The following is a 16,184-nucleotide window of genomic DNA, read 5'->3' on the forward strand; positions in this document are numbered from 1 at the left end:
CGCTCCTACGTTTGTTTCGGGCCAATCATTTCTGTGGGATTTGCGCGCGACCCCCTTGGCGCATGGCACGATATCGAGTCGTACAAACAAGGCGGTCGCGCGCGCCTGTCGCAGGCATAACTGGCCCGAAACAAACGTAGGAGCGAGCGCAGCTCGCGATGCGCCGCGCGGGCGGCGCTCGATCTCACAGGCGCTGAAAGGCCCAACTCAAACCCTAAAAGCCCGCACCGCCCGGTTCAGCTCACCGCCCAGGCTGAGCAACTGCTCGCCTTGCACGCGCCCTTCACCAATGCGCTGCAGGTTGTCTTCGCCCAGCTCGTGAATCCGCTCGCTGTGGTCACGAATGTCACTCACCGCACCACTCTGCTGCGCCGTGACATCGGCAATGCGCACCGCTGTGTCGGAAATGGTGCGGATGGCACAGACAATCTCGTCCAGCGCGCCATCCGCCGCCTGAGCCTGGCTGGCCGTAGCCTCGGCATGCTCAAGCTGCGCGCGCATCCCTGCCACCGAACCTTTCGCCGCTTGCTGCAGGCGGTCGATCAGTGCCTGAATCTCGCCGGTCGCCCCCGTGGTGCGCTGCGCCAGCGAACGCACTTCATCGGCTACCACAGCAAAGCCACGGCCCATTTCCCCCGCTCGTGCCGCTTCGATCGCAGCGTTCAGCGCCAGCAAATTGGTCTGTTCGGCAATCGAGCGGATCACTGTCAGCACCCCGCCGATGGTCGCCGACTCTTCCGCCAATTGCTCGATCATGCGGGCGTTGCCTTGCACTTCATCAACCAGCTCGCGCAAGCCGGACAGGCTCTGGCCAATGACCGCCTGGCCCTGCTCCACCGCGCGCCCGGCATCGCGGCTGGCATCGGCGGCGGCGCTGGCATCCCCCGCCACTTGCTGGATGGTCGCCTCCAGTTCACCCAAGGCGTCGCGGATCTGCCCGGTATCGCCCGCCTGGCGCTCGGCGCCGTCGTGCAGGGCAGCGCTCATACCGGCCAGGGCGTGGCTGCTGCCAGCCACCTGCTCGGCGTTGTGGCGGATGGTACCGACCAGCTCCACCAGGTACTGGCGCAGGCGGTTGAGCGACTCCTGGATATCGTGCAGTTCGCGGTTGGTCTTGCCCAGGGAGATGGCTTGGGCAAAGTCGCCCTCGGCCCAACATGACAAGGCTGGGGCAAGGCTGGTGAGGGTGCGGGTCAGGCGCCGCTGCAAGGTGTCGATCAGCAAGGCGATGAGCAGTATCAGGCCGATCATCAGGCCCTGGATGATGCGCACCTCGGCGGCGATCTTTGCATGCTCGCCGCGTACTTCGGGTTCCAGCGCGGCAATGGCTTGCTGCACCGCCTCCAGGCGCTGACTGGTGCTGGCGGCCAGGGCGGCGCGGCGTTCGATCTGTTCGCGGGTGCGTTGCAGTTCGGCCGGGTAGCGGCTTAGCAGGCTTTGCAGTTCACGCTTCAGGCCCACCGCAATGTCTTCCTGCTGGGCGCTGGCCTGGGTTTCCAGGCCCATCATGGCGGCGAAGTCGTCGGCAACGGATTCGGCTGCGCGGGTCACGCCCAACAACGGCACGCCGTCGATGGCTTGCGCCTGGGTGCGGATCAGTTGCAGTTCACGCTCTACTTCGTCGGCCAGCTCCGGGCGGCCGCTGCTGACCAGCTTGTCCCTTGCCAGCGACAGGCGACCGAGGTGCACGGTGGCGTCGAGCACTGGCAACAGGTAGCGGTTGGCATCGGCGCTGCCGCTGTCGCGGGCGTAGCCGGCCAGTTGTTCGAGGTTGGCCCCCAGCTCCCGCTCGGCCTGCAACAGCAGGGCTTGCGGGTCACCAGCCAGTTTACCGGCGGCCAGCAGCTCGTTGGCGGTGAAGGCCTGCAGGCTGTCGAGGCTGGGGCGCAGTTTGCCAGCCAGCTCAGTGGGCCACTCGGTCAGGGTGGCCTGAAGCTGCTGGTTGGCCTCCATGGCGGCGGCATGGCGCAGGGCATCGCCGCTGCCAAGGTAGAACTGGATATTACGTGCTGCCTGGTTCTGGAACTGCTGAGACAGGCCCAGGTAGCGCTCCATCATCTGGTAGGGGCGCTCCAGGGCACGCTGCGACCACCACAGGGTGGCGCCCAGGGCGAGACACACCGTTACCAGCAACAGGGTGTTGAAATTGGTCAGCCACTTCAGGCGCATCGCCGCGAACTTCCTGCGAAGGGGAGAGGTAGGCGCCTGAAGTTATTGCGATTTTGTGACGGGGTGATGACGACAGGGGCTTGGTGCCAGAAAAAAGTGGCACAGTGCCTTCATTTGTTTCACCTGCTCCGGCCTCTTCGCGGGTAAATCTGTTTCAAGGCTCCACTCGCACTACGCAATTACGCCCCGCATGCTTGGCCCGGTAAAGCGCTTCGTCCGCTGCACTGGCCATGGTCAGCGCGTCCAGCACCTCATCCAGCTGCACCACCCCGGCACTGAAGGTGCACTGCAAATCCCGCGGCTGCGCCGGGTAGATGATCTCTGCAAAGCGCCGGCGAATCTCGTCCAGCACCTTGTGCGCCGCGTCCAGCGCGGTATTGGGCATGACAATGGCGAACTCTTCACCGCCATAGCGGCCAATGAAATCGGTCTTGCGCAAGCGTTGCTTGAGGAACAGCGCCAGGCTCTTGATTACCCGGTCGCCCATGGGGTGGCCGTGGCGATCGTTGATCTTCTTGAAGTGGTCGATGTCGAGCATGGCAAAGCTCAACGGCTGCTGCTCACGGCGGGCGCGGAAGCTGCAGTCTTCCAGCAGTTGCAGGATGTGGGTGTGGTTGTACAGCCCGGTCAGGCTGTCGCGCACCATGCGCGCCTTCAGGTGCCGGGCGCGGGCGGCACGGTTGCGCACGGTGGTGATCAGGTGGCGTGAGCGAAACGGCTTGGTCAAGAAATCATCACCGCCCTCGCTCATGGCATCCAGCTGCTTGTCCAGGTCGTCCTCGGCAGACAGGTAGATGATCGGCACGCTCACATAGCGGTCGCTGTGGCGGATCACCTTGGCCAGTTCCGGGCCGGTGCAGGCTGGCATGTACAGGTCGAGGATGATCAGGTCGGGCTGGAAATCGGCAAGCTCTGCCATGGTGCGGATCGGGTCGGTCAGGCTACGGGTGACCATGCCGGCGCTGGCCAGCACGCGCTCGGTATGCAGGGCCTGGGTGCGCGAATCGTCGATGATCAGCACACGCAGGGGGTCGTGCGGGGCGGCGTTGGTCAGCAACTCGACCTTTTCCAGCAGGCTGGAAGCCTCCAGGCTGCCGGTGAGAAAGTCCTGGCCGCCGGCGCGCACGGCCGCCAGGCGGGTCGGGGTGTCGGCTTCATGGTGGCTGAAGAACAGCAGCGGAACAGGTTGCGCCACGCCCTTCTGCAGCTGGGTGGCCAGCAGCAGGCCTTGGCCGGCACCGGTGAAGTCGACATCCATGATCACGGCCGAGGGCGGGTATTCGCTGATCGAGGCGAGAAACGCCGCAGCGCTGGGCAGCGCTTGCACTAGCAGACCAAAAAATTCCAGTTGTTGAGCCAGGCGCTGGGCACGCTCGTGGTCCTGCAGCAGGATGTACACCGGTTTGCGCAGGGGCGGCTTGAGCACCTGATCGAGTGGGTCATCCTTGCGCAGGCCGCTACGCGTCAGCTGCTGGGCGGGGCACAGCGGGCTCGGCTCGACTGCTTGGCTCATGTCCTGGCTACTTATAGGTTGGGGTGTGCAGGGGCGATGATGGCTCTATGCTAGCAGCTCTTTTCAAAGACGTGACTGCCCTGTATCAACAAAGCGGCCAGAACGAATATTCAGTTGCTGACTGACAGGTCGCTTATGCGTACGGTGGTGTCTGCTTTATAGTGCTGCCATGCGGGCTTGCCGTGGCACCCTGGCGCAGGCCTGTGGTCCAAGCCCTAGAACCGTCGTGACTGATTAAGGACAAAGCCATGCTGGACTGGAAAAACCGCGAGGCCAAAGCCGAGCCCCGTGAGCGTGTCGACGGCCGCGGCGCTGCCGCCCGTAGCTACCTGGGCGGCCTTTGGAGCCGTGCCCTGGGGACCCTGATCGGGTTGTACCTGCTGGTGTGCATCGGCCTGGGCTGGTACTGGAGCCAGGAGCCGGACCTGTTCCCGGTTCAGCAGAATGCCCAGTCTGCCGCTGAGCGCGGTGGCCAGCAGATGGTGGTGGGCTACACCACCATCGAAACCCTCAAGACCGTGGCCGGTACCTTGCTGAACAAGCCTGGTGGCTACATCTCCAACGACCGCTTCCCGCCAGGGCTGTGGATGGACAACATGCCGAGCTGGGAATATGGCGTGCTGGTCCAGGTACGCGACTTGTCCCGCGCCCTGCGCAAGGACTTTGCCCGCTCGCAGTCGCAGTCCACCGAAGATGCCGACCTGGCCAAGGCCGAGCCGCGCTTCAACTTCGACAACAAGAGCTGGATCCTGCCATCGAGCGAGTCGGAGTTCGAAGAGGGCATCAAGTCGCTGTCCCGTTACCAGACGCGTCTGGCTTCTGGCGACAAGGGTGCGATCTTCTACACCCGCGCCGACAACCTGAACAACTGGCTGGGTGACGTGGCCACTCGCCTTGGCTCGCTGTCGCAGCGCCTGTCGGCCAGCGTTGGCCGGGTCAAGCTCAACACCACGTTGAAGACCGAGTCGGTCGTTGCCGGCCAGGCACCGCAGGTGGACGAGGAGGTGGTGGAAACCCCATGGCTGCAGATCGACAACGTGTTCTACGAAGCCCGCGGCCAAGCCTGGGCGCTGTCGCACCTGCTGCGCGCCATTGAGGTGGACTTCGCCGACGTGCTGGCGAAGAAGAATGCCACGGTCAGCGTGCGTCAGATCATCCGTGAACTGGAAGCCTCGCAAGAGCCGCTATGGAGCCCGATGGTGCTCAATGGCAGTGGCTTTGGCATGTGGGCCAACCACTCGCTGGTCATGGCCAACTACATTTCCCGGGCCAACGCTGCGGTCATCGACCTGCGTCAGTTGCTGTCGCAGGGTTGAGAATGGCCATCAGCCCAAGCGAGGCCGCCCACCGGGCGGCCTCCGACCGCGAGCTGGTTGCCTGGGTGGACGAAGCCGACCAGGTGCTGGGGGCCTTGCCCCGCGCCGAACTGCGTGAGCGACGGCTGATCGGGCGTTGCACGTTCATCCTGCTGTTCAACAGTGCCGGTGAGCTGTGCGTGCATCGGCGTACCCTGAGCAAGGCGCTATACCCCGGTTACTGGGATGTGGCGGCCGGCGGCATGGTGTCGGCCGGGGAGGCTTATGCCGACTCGGCGGCCCGTGAGCTGGCCGAAGAGCTGGGAATCGAAGGTGTCGAGTTGCGTTTTCACGAGCGGTTCTACTTTGACCAGCCCGACAACCGCCTGTGGTGTGCTGTGTATTCGGCGGTGTCGGATGCGCCTTTGCGTTTGCAGCCAGAAGAAGTAATCGAGGCGCGCTTCATCGGGTTGGAGCAGGCAGAGTCAGAAAGCCAGACCCAATCCTACTGTCCGGACTCTTTAGTGGCATTGCAGCGCTACAAGGCCAGTCAGTCGTAGGCAAACTGGTCGACTAGCCCAAGGCGCGGCACGCGGGTACCCGGCAGAAGCAACGCACCCGGCGCGATGACTGCATTCGCGCCAATTTTGCAGCCATCGCCTATCAACGCACCGAACTTGTTTGCGCCAGTGGCGATGACCGCCTGGCCATGGCGAATCCTGATCATTGCCCCGTCCAGTTCATTGCGGTAGTTGGCGATGATTGCCCCGGCTTCGATATTGACGTTTTCGCCGATCAGCGAGTCGCCGACGAAGTTGAAGTGTGCCAACTTGCTTGAGCTGAGCATGAAGCTGCTTTTCACCTCACAGCCTGGTCCGACAATGCAGTTGCTACCGATGTATACCCCGCCGCGCAGGTAGGCGCCCGCAGCCACGAAAGCCTGCGGGCCAATGATAATCGGCCCTTTCAGTACTGCACCGGGTTCGACGATGGCCGTTTCGTGAATGGCGCAATCGCCTTCGCGCCGATAGCCCCTTTCGAGCTGCTCAATGAGTGACAGGACGTTGCTTTCACATGTCAGGGTTACCTGCCATGGTGTCGCGTGCGCTACGCCCAGCTTGGGCCACTTGGCAATGAATACGCCGATTTCAGGTATCGTCACGGGCCTGTCTCCTGAGGAAGGCGCCCCAGTTTGCACCCGCGCGGGCGACGACAGGCGCTGAAGTCGCAAAACATTCGCAAAATGGCGCATTCCAGTACTTAGCAACAGCCGGATTTATCGTTACACTGCGCGCCCTTCTCGGGCTGTCGCAAGTCTTGCGGCAGTAGCGCCGCCCCTGCCAGAGTGGGGCTTCGCGGTCGGCCTCAACCCCAGGGCACGACCAGTTTTTGTCCTCAGCACAGAGGAACAAAAGTGGCCAAGAAAGCTTCTTCCTTTTCCGCCCTTGGCGGTCTCGTTTACTCCACCGATGCCGGTCGGCACTGCCCCGACTGTGGCCAGCCGGTGGATGCATGCATCTGCAAGCAGCAAATCATCCCCGAAGGTGACGGCATTGCCCGTGTGCGCCGTGAGAGCAAAGGCCGTGGCGGCAAAACCGTGACCACTGTCACCGGCGTGCCGCTGCCGCCCGACCAGCTCAAAGAGCTGGCGACCACGCTCAAGCGCCGCTGCGGTACCGGCGGCGCCCTGAAGGACGGGGTTATCGAGATCCAGGGCGACCATGTCGAGCTGTTGATCGGCGAGCTGACCAAACAGGGTTTCAAGGCGAAAAAGTCCGGCGGCTGAGGCCATCGCGCGATTTTTTGCCCAGCGCTTTCTAAACTCGTTCCCGTGGTCAGGGTCTATGCCTGAGCACGGATGAATCGTCATTTTCAGCTTTTACACTCGCTCCGCTGCCTGCGGGGCAGTGTCTTCGACTTATCTATAGGGGACTTGAATGTCCGTACGACGCACACGCAAAGACGATGGTAGCCAGTGGACCGTGGCCGACAGCCGCAGTGTTTATGGCATCCGCCATTGGGGCGCTGGTTATTTCGCCATCAATGAAGCGGGGCGCGTCGAAGTGCGCCCCAACGGCCCCGACAGCGCGCCGATCGACCTGTACGAGCAGGTTGACGAATTGCGCCAAAGCGGCCTGTCGCTCCCCTTGCTGGTGCGCTTCCCCGACATTCTGCAGGACCGCGTACGCCAGCTGACCGGTGCGTTCGATGCCAATATCGCGCGCCTGGAGTACCAGAGCCAGTACACCGCGCTGTACCCGATCAAGGTCAACCAGCAGGAAGCGGTGGTGGAAAACATCATCGCCACGCAAAACGTCTCCATCGGCCTGGAAGCCGGCTCCAAACCCGAGCTGCTGGCAGTGCTGGCGCTGGCACCGAAGGGCGGTACCATCGTCTGCAACGGCTACAAGGACCGTGAGTTCATCCGCCTGGCGTTGATGGGCCAGAAGCTTGGCCACAACGTGTTCATCGTCATCGAGAAAGAGTCGGAAGTGGCCCTGGTGATCGACGAGGCCGCCGAGCTCAAGGTGAAACCCCAGGTCGGCCTGCGCGTGCGCCTGTCGTCGCTGGCCTCCAGCAAATGGGCCGACACCGGTGGCGAGAAGTCCAAGTTCGGGTTGTCGGCTGCCCAGTTGATCTCGGTGGTGCAACGCTTCCGCGATGCCGGCCTGGACCAGGGCATCCGCCTGCTGCACTTCCACATGGGCTCGCAGATCGCCAACCTGGCCGACTACCAGCACGGTTTCAAGGAAGCCATCCGTTACTACGGCGAGCTGCGCGCGCTGGGCCTGCCGGTCGACCACATCGACGTTGGCGGTGGCCTGGGCGTGGACTATGACGGTACCCACTCGCGCAATGCCAGCTCCATCAACTACGACATGGACGACTATGCTGGCGTGGTGGTGGGCATGCTCAAGGAGTTCTGCGACGCGCAGGGCCTGCCGCACCCGCACATCTTCTCCGAGAGTGGCCGCTCGCTGACCGCGCACCATGCCATGCTGGTGATCCAGGTCACCGACGTCGAGAAACACAACGACGACGTACCCACCATCGAGAACAAAGAAGCCCTGCCCGAGACCGTGCAGTGGCTGGCCGACCTGCTTGGCCCGACTGACATCGAGATGGTGACCGAGACTTACTGGCGCGCCACCCACTACATGGGTGACGTGGCGGCACAGTACGCCGATGGCAAGATCAGCCTGAGCGAGAAAGCCTTGGCCGAGCAGTGCTACTTTGCCGTGTGCCGCCGCCTGCATAATTCGCTCAAAGCCCGCCAGCGCTCGCACCGCCAGGTGCTCGACGAGCTGAACGACAAGCTGGCCGACAAGTACATCTGCAACTTCTCGGTGTTCCAGAGCCTGCCGGACACCTGGGCCATTGGCCAGGTGCTGCCGATCATCCCGCTGCACCGCCTGGACGAAGAGCCGCTGCGCCGCGCCGTACTGCAGGACCTGACCTGCGACTCGGACGGCAAGATCAACCAGTACGTCGACGAGCAGAGCATCGAGACCAGCATGCCGGTGCATGCGTTGAAGGAGGGCGAGGACTACCTGCTGGGCGTGTTCCTGGTCGGTGCCTACCAGGAAATCCTGGGCGACATGCACAACCTGTTCGGTGACACCGACTCGGTGAACATCTACCAGAACGCTGACGGCAGCGTGTACCACGCCGGTATCGAGACCCACGACACCATCGAAGACATGCTGCGCTACGTGCACCTGTCGCCGGAGGAGTTGATGACTCACTACCGCGACAAGGTGGCCAGCGCCAAAATCACTGCGCGTGAGCGCACGCAGTACCTGGATGCCTTGCGCCTTGGGCTGACCCGGTCTTCGTACCTGTCGTCGTAATTGCTGGGGCCGCTCCTGCAAAAGCCTGTGCTGCCTTTTGTGGGAGCGGCCTTGCGTCGCGATATGAGGGCGAAGCCCTCACCAGCGTCACAACCGGTAAATATCCGGCCCTGGTCCATCGCACCAATGCCGCTACCTTTGAATGCAATGTTCAAAGGAGGACGACATGCAACGTCCAGGCTCCCATCGTTTACGTGGCGGTCGAGTGTCTGAATCCGGGCGCCTTTATCTGCTCACCACAACCACTCGTAACCGAACGCCGTTGTTCAATAATTTTCGATTCGCCAGGACCGTGGTCCAGCAATTGCGGTTCAGTGAAGAGAGCAAGGCTTGTCGATCTCTGGCCTGGGTCTTGATGCCTGATCATCTTCACTGGCTTATCGAGCTTGGCCCGACGAACCTGGGGACGCTGATGTGTGGGTTCAAGTCCAGAAGCAGTTGTGCTTTGTACAAGGTGGGCGCTGACAGGCGACATATCTGGCAGACCAGCTTTCATGACCGGGCTCTGAGACGTGAGGAGGATGTCCGGGCGGTTGCCCGCTACATCATCGCCAATCCCATTCGGGCTGGCCTGGTCCGGCGAGCGGGCGAGTATCCGCATTGGGATTGTGTGTGGCTGTGAAACCGCAGGTGAGGGCTTCGCCCTCATTTCGCGACACAAGGCCGCTCCCACATTGACCGGCGTATGCAGGCCTTTTGTGGGAGCGGCCTTGTGTCGCGATGGGCCGCAAAGCGGCCCCAACATCACCGAATCCACTCACCCTTCTGCTGCAACCGCCACCCCACCCAGCCCAACGTCACCGCCCGCAACCCCATGAACCCGAGAAACGCCAACCACAACCCATGGTTGCCGAACCCGCTCATGGCCACCGCCACCGGCAGTGCAATCAGCACCGACACCAACATCGCATTGCGCATCTCCCGCGCCCGGGTCGCGCCGATGAACAGGCCGTCCAGCAGGTAACTCCACACCGCAATCAGCGGCAGCAACGCCATGTACGGCAGGTACGGATAAGCCGCCGCCCTTACACCGTCGATGTCGGTCTGCAAGTCGATGAACAGGTGCCCACCCAGCAGGAACAACCCGGCAAACCCCAGACTGGTGATCAGCGACCAGCCGCAGGCCACCACCAGCGAACGGCGCAGGGTGTCGCGGTCGCGGGCGCCAATGGCATGGCCGCACAGCGCTTCCACAGCATGCGCCAAGCCGTCGAGTGCGTAGGCCGTCAGCAACAGGCCGTTGAGCAGCAGGGCGTTAGCCGCTACCGTGGCTTCACCCAGGCGCGCACCCTGCACGGTAATCAGCAGAAACACCAGTTGTAACGCCAGGCTACGCAGGAAAATATCGCGGTTTACCGCCAGCAGCGGGCGCCAGGCCTGCCAGCGTTTGAGCGCCGCCCATACGACTTGCCCCGGGTAGGCCCGCAGGGCCGGGCGGGTCAGGGCCAGGCCCAGCAGGGCTGCACTCCACTCGGCGATCACCGATGCCCGCGCCGAACCCAGTACACCCCAATCCAGCCCCAGGACGAACCACAGGTTCAAGACAATGTTCAGCAGGTTGGTCGTCAGCAGGATGGCCAGCGGTGCCCGGGCGTTCTGGGTCCCCAGAAACCAGCCAACCAGCGCGTAACTGGCCAACGCTGCAGGCAGCCCAAGCAGGCGCGTGTGGAAGAAGTCTTCGGTGGATTGCTGCAAGGCTGCGCTGGGTTGCATCGCATGAAGTGCAAGCTGGCTGAACGGCAGGGCCAGCAGGCCGATCACAACGGCAAAACCGACCGCCAGCAGCAACCCTTGCACCAGCACCTGGCGCAACGCTGCACCGTCACCACGGCCAGCGGCCTGAGCGGCGAAGCCGGTGGAGCCCATGCGCAGGAAGCCCATCAGGCCGACCATGAAGGTGAACAGCGTGGCGCCCACCGCCACGGCACCCAGCTGGTGGGCGTGGGGCAGGTGGCCGATGACCGTGCTGTCGACCAGCGCCACCAGCGGCACAGAGATGTTGGACAGGATCATCGGCGCAGCCAGCGCCCAGACCTTGTGATGGGTGGGGCGGTGGCGCCAGTCGGCAGCGAGTTGGGGCATTTGCATTCCATGAGACCTGGGGCCGCTGTGCGCCCCTTCGCGGGCTCGCCCGCTCCCACAGGAAAGTGTTGCTCTTGCGGCCGGCGCCAAACCTGTGGGAGCGGGCAGGCCCGCGAAGGGGCGCACAGCGGCCCCCTTTAACGAATGCCACAGTGTAACGACCGGCAACCATTTAGCGCGACCATGGTCTCACTTGCCGCGCAACGCCCGGGTGCTGCACCTGACGTTGAGCTATAGTTGCTGCCCTCACGTACACGCTGCCTAAGAGTTCCTACTCCATGTTCAACAAAGGATTGTTGCTGGCCTGCGCGCTGGCTTTGCTCAGTGCCTGTGACTCTTCGACGCCGGACAAACCGGCGCCGGTCGAGAAACCCGTAGCTACAGCGCCCGTCGAAACCCAAGCGCCCAAGCGCGAAGACCCTGCTGTGCTCGCCAAGCGCTACGAGGGCCGCGAGCTTGCGGTGCTGGATGTTTCTGAAGTGCAGCTCGATGGCGCGGCAACGCTGTCGATCAGCTTCTCCGCACCGCTGGATGCCAAGCAGGACTTCGCCACCAAGGTGCACCTGGTCGACACCGTCAAGGGTAAGCTCGACGGCGCCTGGGAACTCTCCGACAACCAGATGGAGCTGCGCCTGCGCCACCTGGAGCCGCAGCGCAAGCTGGTGCTGACCGTCGACAAGGGCTTGCTCGCGGTCAACGGCAAGCAACTGGACAGCGAGTCGGTCACCCGCCTGGAAACCCGCGACATGCAGCCGACCATCGGCTTTGCCAGCCGCGGTTCGCTGCTGCCCACGCGCCTGGCCGAAGGCCTGCCGGTGATTGCCCTGAACGTCGACAAAGTCGATGTCGAGTTCTTCCGCGTCAAGCCGCAGATGCTCTCGACCTTCCTCGCCAGTTGGGGGCGCAACAGCAGCCTGTACTACTACCAGTCCAAGGAAACCCTGGACATGGCCGAGCTGGTCTATAGCGGCCGCTTCGACCTCAACCCCGCCCGTAACACCCGCGAAACCGTGCTGCTGCCCATCGCCGGCATCAAGCCGCTGCAGGACCCGGGCGTGTACCTGGCGGTGATGCGTGCCTCGGGCACCTATGACTACTCGCAGCCAGCGACCCTGTTCACCCTCAGCGACATCGGTGTGTCGGCGCACCGTTACCGCGACCGCCTCGACGTGTTCGCCCAGGCGCTGGAAGGCGGCAAGGCGCTGAACGGCGTCAACCTCGAAATCCATGACGAGAAGGGCAAGTTGCTGGCCCAGGCAAGCACTGACGGCAAAGGCCACGCTCAGCTGCCGATCACGCCCAAAGCCGATACCCTGATCGCCACCCAAGGTGTGCACACCACGCTGTTGCGCCTGAACACCGCCGCCCTGGACCTGGCCGAGTTCGACATCACTGGGCCCCAGGCCAACCCGCTGCAGTTTTTCATCTTCGGCCCGCGTGACCTGTACCGCCCAGGCGAAACAGTACTGCTCAACGGCCTGCTGCGTGACCAGGACGGCAAGCCTGTCAAAGCCCAGCCGGTGAGCGTGGAAGTGCGTCGCCCGGATGAGCAGGTAAGCCGCAAATTTGTCTGGGAAGCCGACAGCAATGGCTTGTACCAATACCAGTTGCAACTGGCCACCGAGGCACCCACTGGCCGTTGGCAACTGCTGCTGGACCTGGGGGGCGGGCGCAAGCAGGTGTATGAGTTTCTTGTCGAAGACTTCCTGCCCGAGCGCCTGGCGCTGGAACTGAAGGGCAGCAGCACGCCGCTGTCGCCCGAGGAGGATGCGCGTATCCAGGTCAATGGCCGTTACCTCTATGGCGCCCCGGCTGCCGGTAATCGCCTGAGTGGCCAGGCCTATGTGCGCCCCCTTCGCGAGGCGGTGCCGGCGCTGCCTGGCTACCAGTTTGGCTCGGTCACCGAAACCGAGCTGAACCAGGACCTTGAGCTGGACGAAGTAACGCTCGATCAGGCCGGCAAGGCGGTGATCGACATCGAAAGCCGCTGGGCCGAAGCCCGCTCGCCGCTGCAACTGACCGTGCAGGCCAGCCTGCAGGAGTCGGGTGGCCGGCCAATCACCCGGCGTCTGGAGCAACCTGTCTGGCCAGCCGAGCGCCTGCCGGGCCTGCGTGGCCTGTTCGATGGCGAGGAAACCAATAGCGACGGGCCGGTGGAATTCGAGTTCCTGGTGGCCGACCGCGATGGCAACAAACTGGCGGCCAACGACCTCAAGGTGCGGCTGATCCGCGAGCGCCGTGACTACTACTGGAACTACTCGCAGAGCGACGGCTGGAGCTACGCCTACAACGAGAAGTTCCTGACCCAGAACGAAGAGACAGTCAGCGTCAAGGCGGGCTCCACGGCCAAGCTGAGCTTCCAGGTTGAATGGGGGCCGTACCGCGTCGAAGTGGAAGACCCGCAGACCGGCCTTGTGTCCAGCGAGCGGTTCTGGGCCGGCTATCGCGCCCAGGACAACGCTGAAGGCGGCGCCGTGCGCCCGGATCAGGTCAAGCTGGCCCTGGATAAGCCGTCATACGCCGACGGTGCCACGGCCAAGGTCACCGTCACCCCACCCGCCGCTGGCAGCGGCTACCTGATGATCGAGTCCAGCGATGGCCCGTTGTGGTGGCAGGAAATCGAAGTGCCCGCCGAGGGTAAGGCTTTTGATGTGCAACTGGACAAAGCCTGGGCACGCCACGACCTCTACATCAGCGCGCTGGTGATCCGCCCGGGTGAGCGCAAGGCCAACGCCACCCCCAAACGTTCAGTAGGCGTGCTGCACCTGCCACTGGACCGCGCCGAGCGCAAGCTGGCGGTGAGCCTGCAGGCACCGGAGAAAATGCGTCCGAAACAGCCGCTGACCGTGAAGGTCAAGGCCGCGAATGCTGATGGCAGCGTACCCAAACAGGTGCACGTGCTGTTGTCGGCGGTGGATGTGGGCATCCTCAACATCACCGATTTCAAAACCCCCGACCCGTTTGCCAGCCTGTTCGGGCGCAAGGCGTACGGTGCCGACCAACTGGACATCTACGGCCAGCTGATCGAAGCCGGGCAGGGCCGCCTTGCCAGCCTGGCGTTTGGTGGTGATGCGGCGATGGCCAAGGGCGGCAAGCGGCCTAACACCACGGTCACCATCGTCGCCCAGCAGAGCCTGCCGGTGACGCTGGACGACAAGGGTGAGGGCCAGGCCACGGTCGATATCCCTGACTTCAACGGCGAGCTGCGCTTGATGGCCCAGGCTTGGACCGAAGAGCACTTCGGCATGGCCGAAGGCAAGACCGTGGTCGCTGCGCCGCTGATTGCCGAGCTTTCGGCCCCTCGCTTCCTGGCCGGTGGCGACCGCACCAGCCTGGCACTGGACCTGGCCAACCTGTCGGGCCGTGCCCAGCAACTGAACGTTGAAATCACCACCGAAGGGCAACTGAGCCTGGCCACCAATGCCGTGCAGACCGTCGCCCTGGCCGAGGGGCAGCGTTCGACCCTGATGATTCCGGTGCAGGCCCAGGGTGGTCTGGGGCAGGGCAAGGTGCATGTGCGGGTCACTGGCCTGCAACTGCCGAACGAGCCGACCACCGCGTTCGAACGTGAGTGGACGCTGGGCGTGCGCCCGGCCTACCCGGCAATGCTCAAGCACTACCGCGTGGCCTTGAAGGATCAGCCATGGACACTGCCCGAAGCAGACCTGGCTGCGTTCGAACCCGCTGGCCTGGAGGCCAGCCTGGCCTTGTCGAGCCGGCCGCCGTTGAACCTGGCCGAGCAGATCCGTGCGCTGGAGGCGTACCCTTACGGTTGCCTGGAGCAAACCACCAGCGGCTTGTATCCGTCGCTGTACGCGGACGCTGACAGCCTCAAGCGCCTGGGTATCAAGGGCGAGCCGGCGGATGTGCGCAAGCGCAAGATTGAAATGGGTATCGAGCACCTGCTGGGCATGCAGCGCTACAACGGCAGCTTTGGCCTGTGGAGTTCGGACAGCGAAGAGGAGTACTGGCTGACCGCCTACGTTACCGACTTCCTCTTGCGTGCCCGTGACCAGGGTTATGGCGTGCCGGCCGAAGCGCTGAAGAAAGCCAGCGAGCGCCTGTTGCGCTACCTGCAGGAGCGCAACCTGATCGAAGTCGACTACAGCGAAAACGCCGACCATACCCGCTTTGCCGTGCAGGCCTACGCGGCGCTGGTGCTGTCGCGCAGCCAGCAAGCGCCGTTGGGTGCGCTGCGTGGCCTGTTCGAGCGCCGTGCCGATGCCCGCTCGGGCTTGCCGCTGGTGCAACTGGCGGTGGCGCTGGACAAGATGGGCGACAAACCGCGCGCCGAGCAAGCTTTGCAGGCGGGCCTGGGCATCAGCCGTGGCAAAGGCTGGATGGCCGATTACGGCAGCGCCCTGCGTGACCAGGCGCTGATATTGGCATTGCTGCAGGAGAGCAACCTGGCCAGCAGCCAGGTCGACCAGCGCCTGTTCGCCTTGTCGGATGAACTGGCGGCCAACCGCTGGCTGTCGACCCAGGAGCGCAATGCACTGTTCCTGGCCGGCCGTGGCCTGCTGGGCAAGCCGGAAGGCAAGTGGCAGGCACGCCTGGACAGTGCGGGCGAGGTCCGCGCGCTCAACAACGCCGAGGCCGGCATGAAGCTGGAAGGCCCGTTGCTGGCCTCGCCACTGAGCGTACAGAACGAAGGCAGCGGGACGCTGTACCAGCAACTGACCTTGTCCGGTTACCCACGCCAGGCACCTGCGGCCGGCGGCAATGGTATGCAGATTCGTCGTGAGTACCTGGGCATGAACGGCCAGGCGCTGGACCTGCACAACCTGCGCAGTGGCGACCTGGTGTTGGTACACCTGGCGCTCAAGGCCGAAGACCGAGTGCCAGATGCACTGGTGGTCGACCTGCTGCCGGCCGGCCTGGAGCTGGAAAACCAGAACCTGGCGCAAAGCGCCGCGAGCCTGGACAATGCCAGCAGCGCTGTGAAGGAATGGCGCGAGTCGATGCAGAACGCCAGCGTGGTGCATCAGGAGTACCGTGATGACCGTTATGTTGCAGCGCTCAAGCTCGATCGCTACGGCACCACCCACCTGCTGTACCTGGCGCGGGCAGTAACCCCGGGCACTTACCGTGTGCCGCCGCCGCAGGTCGAGTCGATGTACCGGCCGAACCTGCAGGCCGTGGGGGATGGGCAGGGTGAAATGACCGTAAAAGCCCGCTAGAGACCCGCTCTACACGGACCCTGTGGGAGCGGGGGGGGGGGGGGGGGGGGGGGGGGGGGGGGGGGGGGGGGGGGGGGGGGGGGGGGGGGGGGGG

10 protein-coding genes are annotated in these 16,184 nt (G+C 63.9%); 6 read left to right on the top strand and 4 right to left on the bottom strand.

Features of this window, described 5'->3' with window-relative positions:
• Nucleotides 1-207: 207 nt before the first annotated feature.
• Both ACK1VC_RS22950 and ACK1VC_RS22955 read right to left on the bottom strand, forming a co-directional pair.
• Nucleotides 208-2,169, bottom strand: a complete 1,962-nt coding sequence (locus ACK1VC_RS22950) for a methyl-accepting chemotaxis protein (protein ID WP_102667923.1) — start codon at nucleotides 2,167-2,169, stop codon at nucleotides 208-210.
• A 154-nt stretch (nucleotides 2,170-2,323) separates the two neighbouring features.
• Nucleotides 2,324-3,682 carry a diguanylate cyclase gene (locus tag ACK1VC_RS22955; protein WP_016484738.1) on the bottom strand — a complete coding sequence of 453 codons (1,359 nt, stop codon included), beginning with the start codon at nucleotides 3,680-3,682 and terminating at the stop codon, nucleotides 2,324-2,326.
• Nucleotides 3,683-3,930: 248 nt separating this feature from the next.
• Between ACK1VC_RS22955 and ACK1VC_RS22960 the strand changes: the two genes are divergently transcribed.
• On the top strand, nucleotides 3,931-4,998 hold the full coding sequence (locus ACK1VC_RS22960) for a DUF2333 family protein (RefSeq protein ID WP_016484739.1): 1,068 nt from the start codon (nucleotides 3,931-3,933) through the stop codon (nucleotides 4,996-4,998).
• 2 nt (nucleotides 4,999-5,000) lie between these two features.
• Nucleotides 5,001-5,537 (top strand): NUDIX hydrolase, encoded by a 537-nt coding sequence (locus tag ACK1VC_RS22965; protein WP_016484740.1) that lies wholly within the window; start codon nucleotides 5,001-5,003, stop codon nucleotides 5,535-5,537.
• Here the strand turns inward: ACK1VC_RS22965 and ACK1VC_RS22970 are convergent.
• On the bottom strand, nucleotides 5,528-6,139 hold the full coding sequence (locus tag ACK1VC_RS22970) for a transferase (protein WP_191087233.1): 612 nt from the start codon (nucleotides 6,137-6,139) through the stop codon (nucleotides 5,528-5,530). The two genes, ACK1VC_RS22965 and ACK1VC_RS22970, sit on opposite strands and share 10 nt — an antisense overlap.
• Before the next feature lie 252 nt (nucleotides 6,140-6,391).
• Between ACK1VC_RS22970 and ACK1VC_RS22975 the strand changes: the two genes are divergently transcribed.
• The 3 genes from ACK1VC_RS22975 to ACK1VC_RS22985 all read left to right on the top strand — a co-directional run bounded on the left by ACK1VC_RS22975 (nucleotide 6,392) and on the right by ACK1VC_RS22985 (nucleotide 9,450).
• Nucleotides 6,392-6,763, top strand: a complete 372-nt coding sequence (locus tag ACK1VC_RS22975; protein WP_012270332.1) for a translation initiation factor Sui1 — start codon at nucleotides 6,392-6,394, stop codon at nucleotides 6,761-6,763.
• 151 nt (nucleotides 6,764-6,914) lie between these two features.
• The gene (gene speA, locus ACK1VC_RS22980) at nucleotides 6,915-8,828 is read left to right on the top strand and encodes an arginine decarboxylase (protein WP_016484742.1); all 1,914 of its coding nucleotides are present in this window, start codon (nucleotides 6,915-6,917) and stop codon (nucleotides 8,826-8,828) included.
• 166 nt (nucleotides 8,829-8,994) lie between these two features.
• Nucleotides 8,995-9,450, top strand: a complete 456-nt coding sequence (locus tag ACK1VC_RS22985) for an REP-associated tyrosine transposase (RefSeq protein ID WP_016484743.1) — start codon at nucleotides 8,995-8,997, stop codon at nucleotides 9,448-9,450.
• A gap of 122 nt (nucleotides 9,451-9,572) precedes the next feature.
• Here the strand turns inward: ACK1VC_RS22985 and ACK1VC_RS22990 are convergent, their stop codons facing one another.
• Nucleotides 9,573-10,910, bottom strand: a complete 1,338-nt coding sequence (locus tag ACK1VC_RS22990; RefSeq protein ID WP_449118052.1) for an MATE family efflux transporter — start codon at nucleotides 10,908-10,910, stop codon at nucleotides 9,573-9,575.
• A 278-nt stretch (nucleotides 10,911-11,188) separates the two neighbouring features.
• On the opposite strand from ACK1VC_RS22990, the gene ACK1VC_RS22995 reads away from it, so the two are divergent.
• A complete protein-coding gene (locus ACK1VC_RS22995; protein WP_095117003.1) occupies nucleotides 11,189-16,090 on the top strand; it encodes an alpha-2-macroglobulin family protein in 4,902 nt (1,633 codons plus the stop codon).
• Nucleotides 16,091-16,184 lie beyond the last annotated feature (94 nt).

The organism is Pseudomonas sp. XP2, assembly GCF_053557975.1.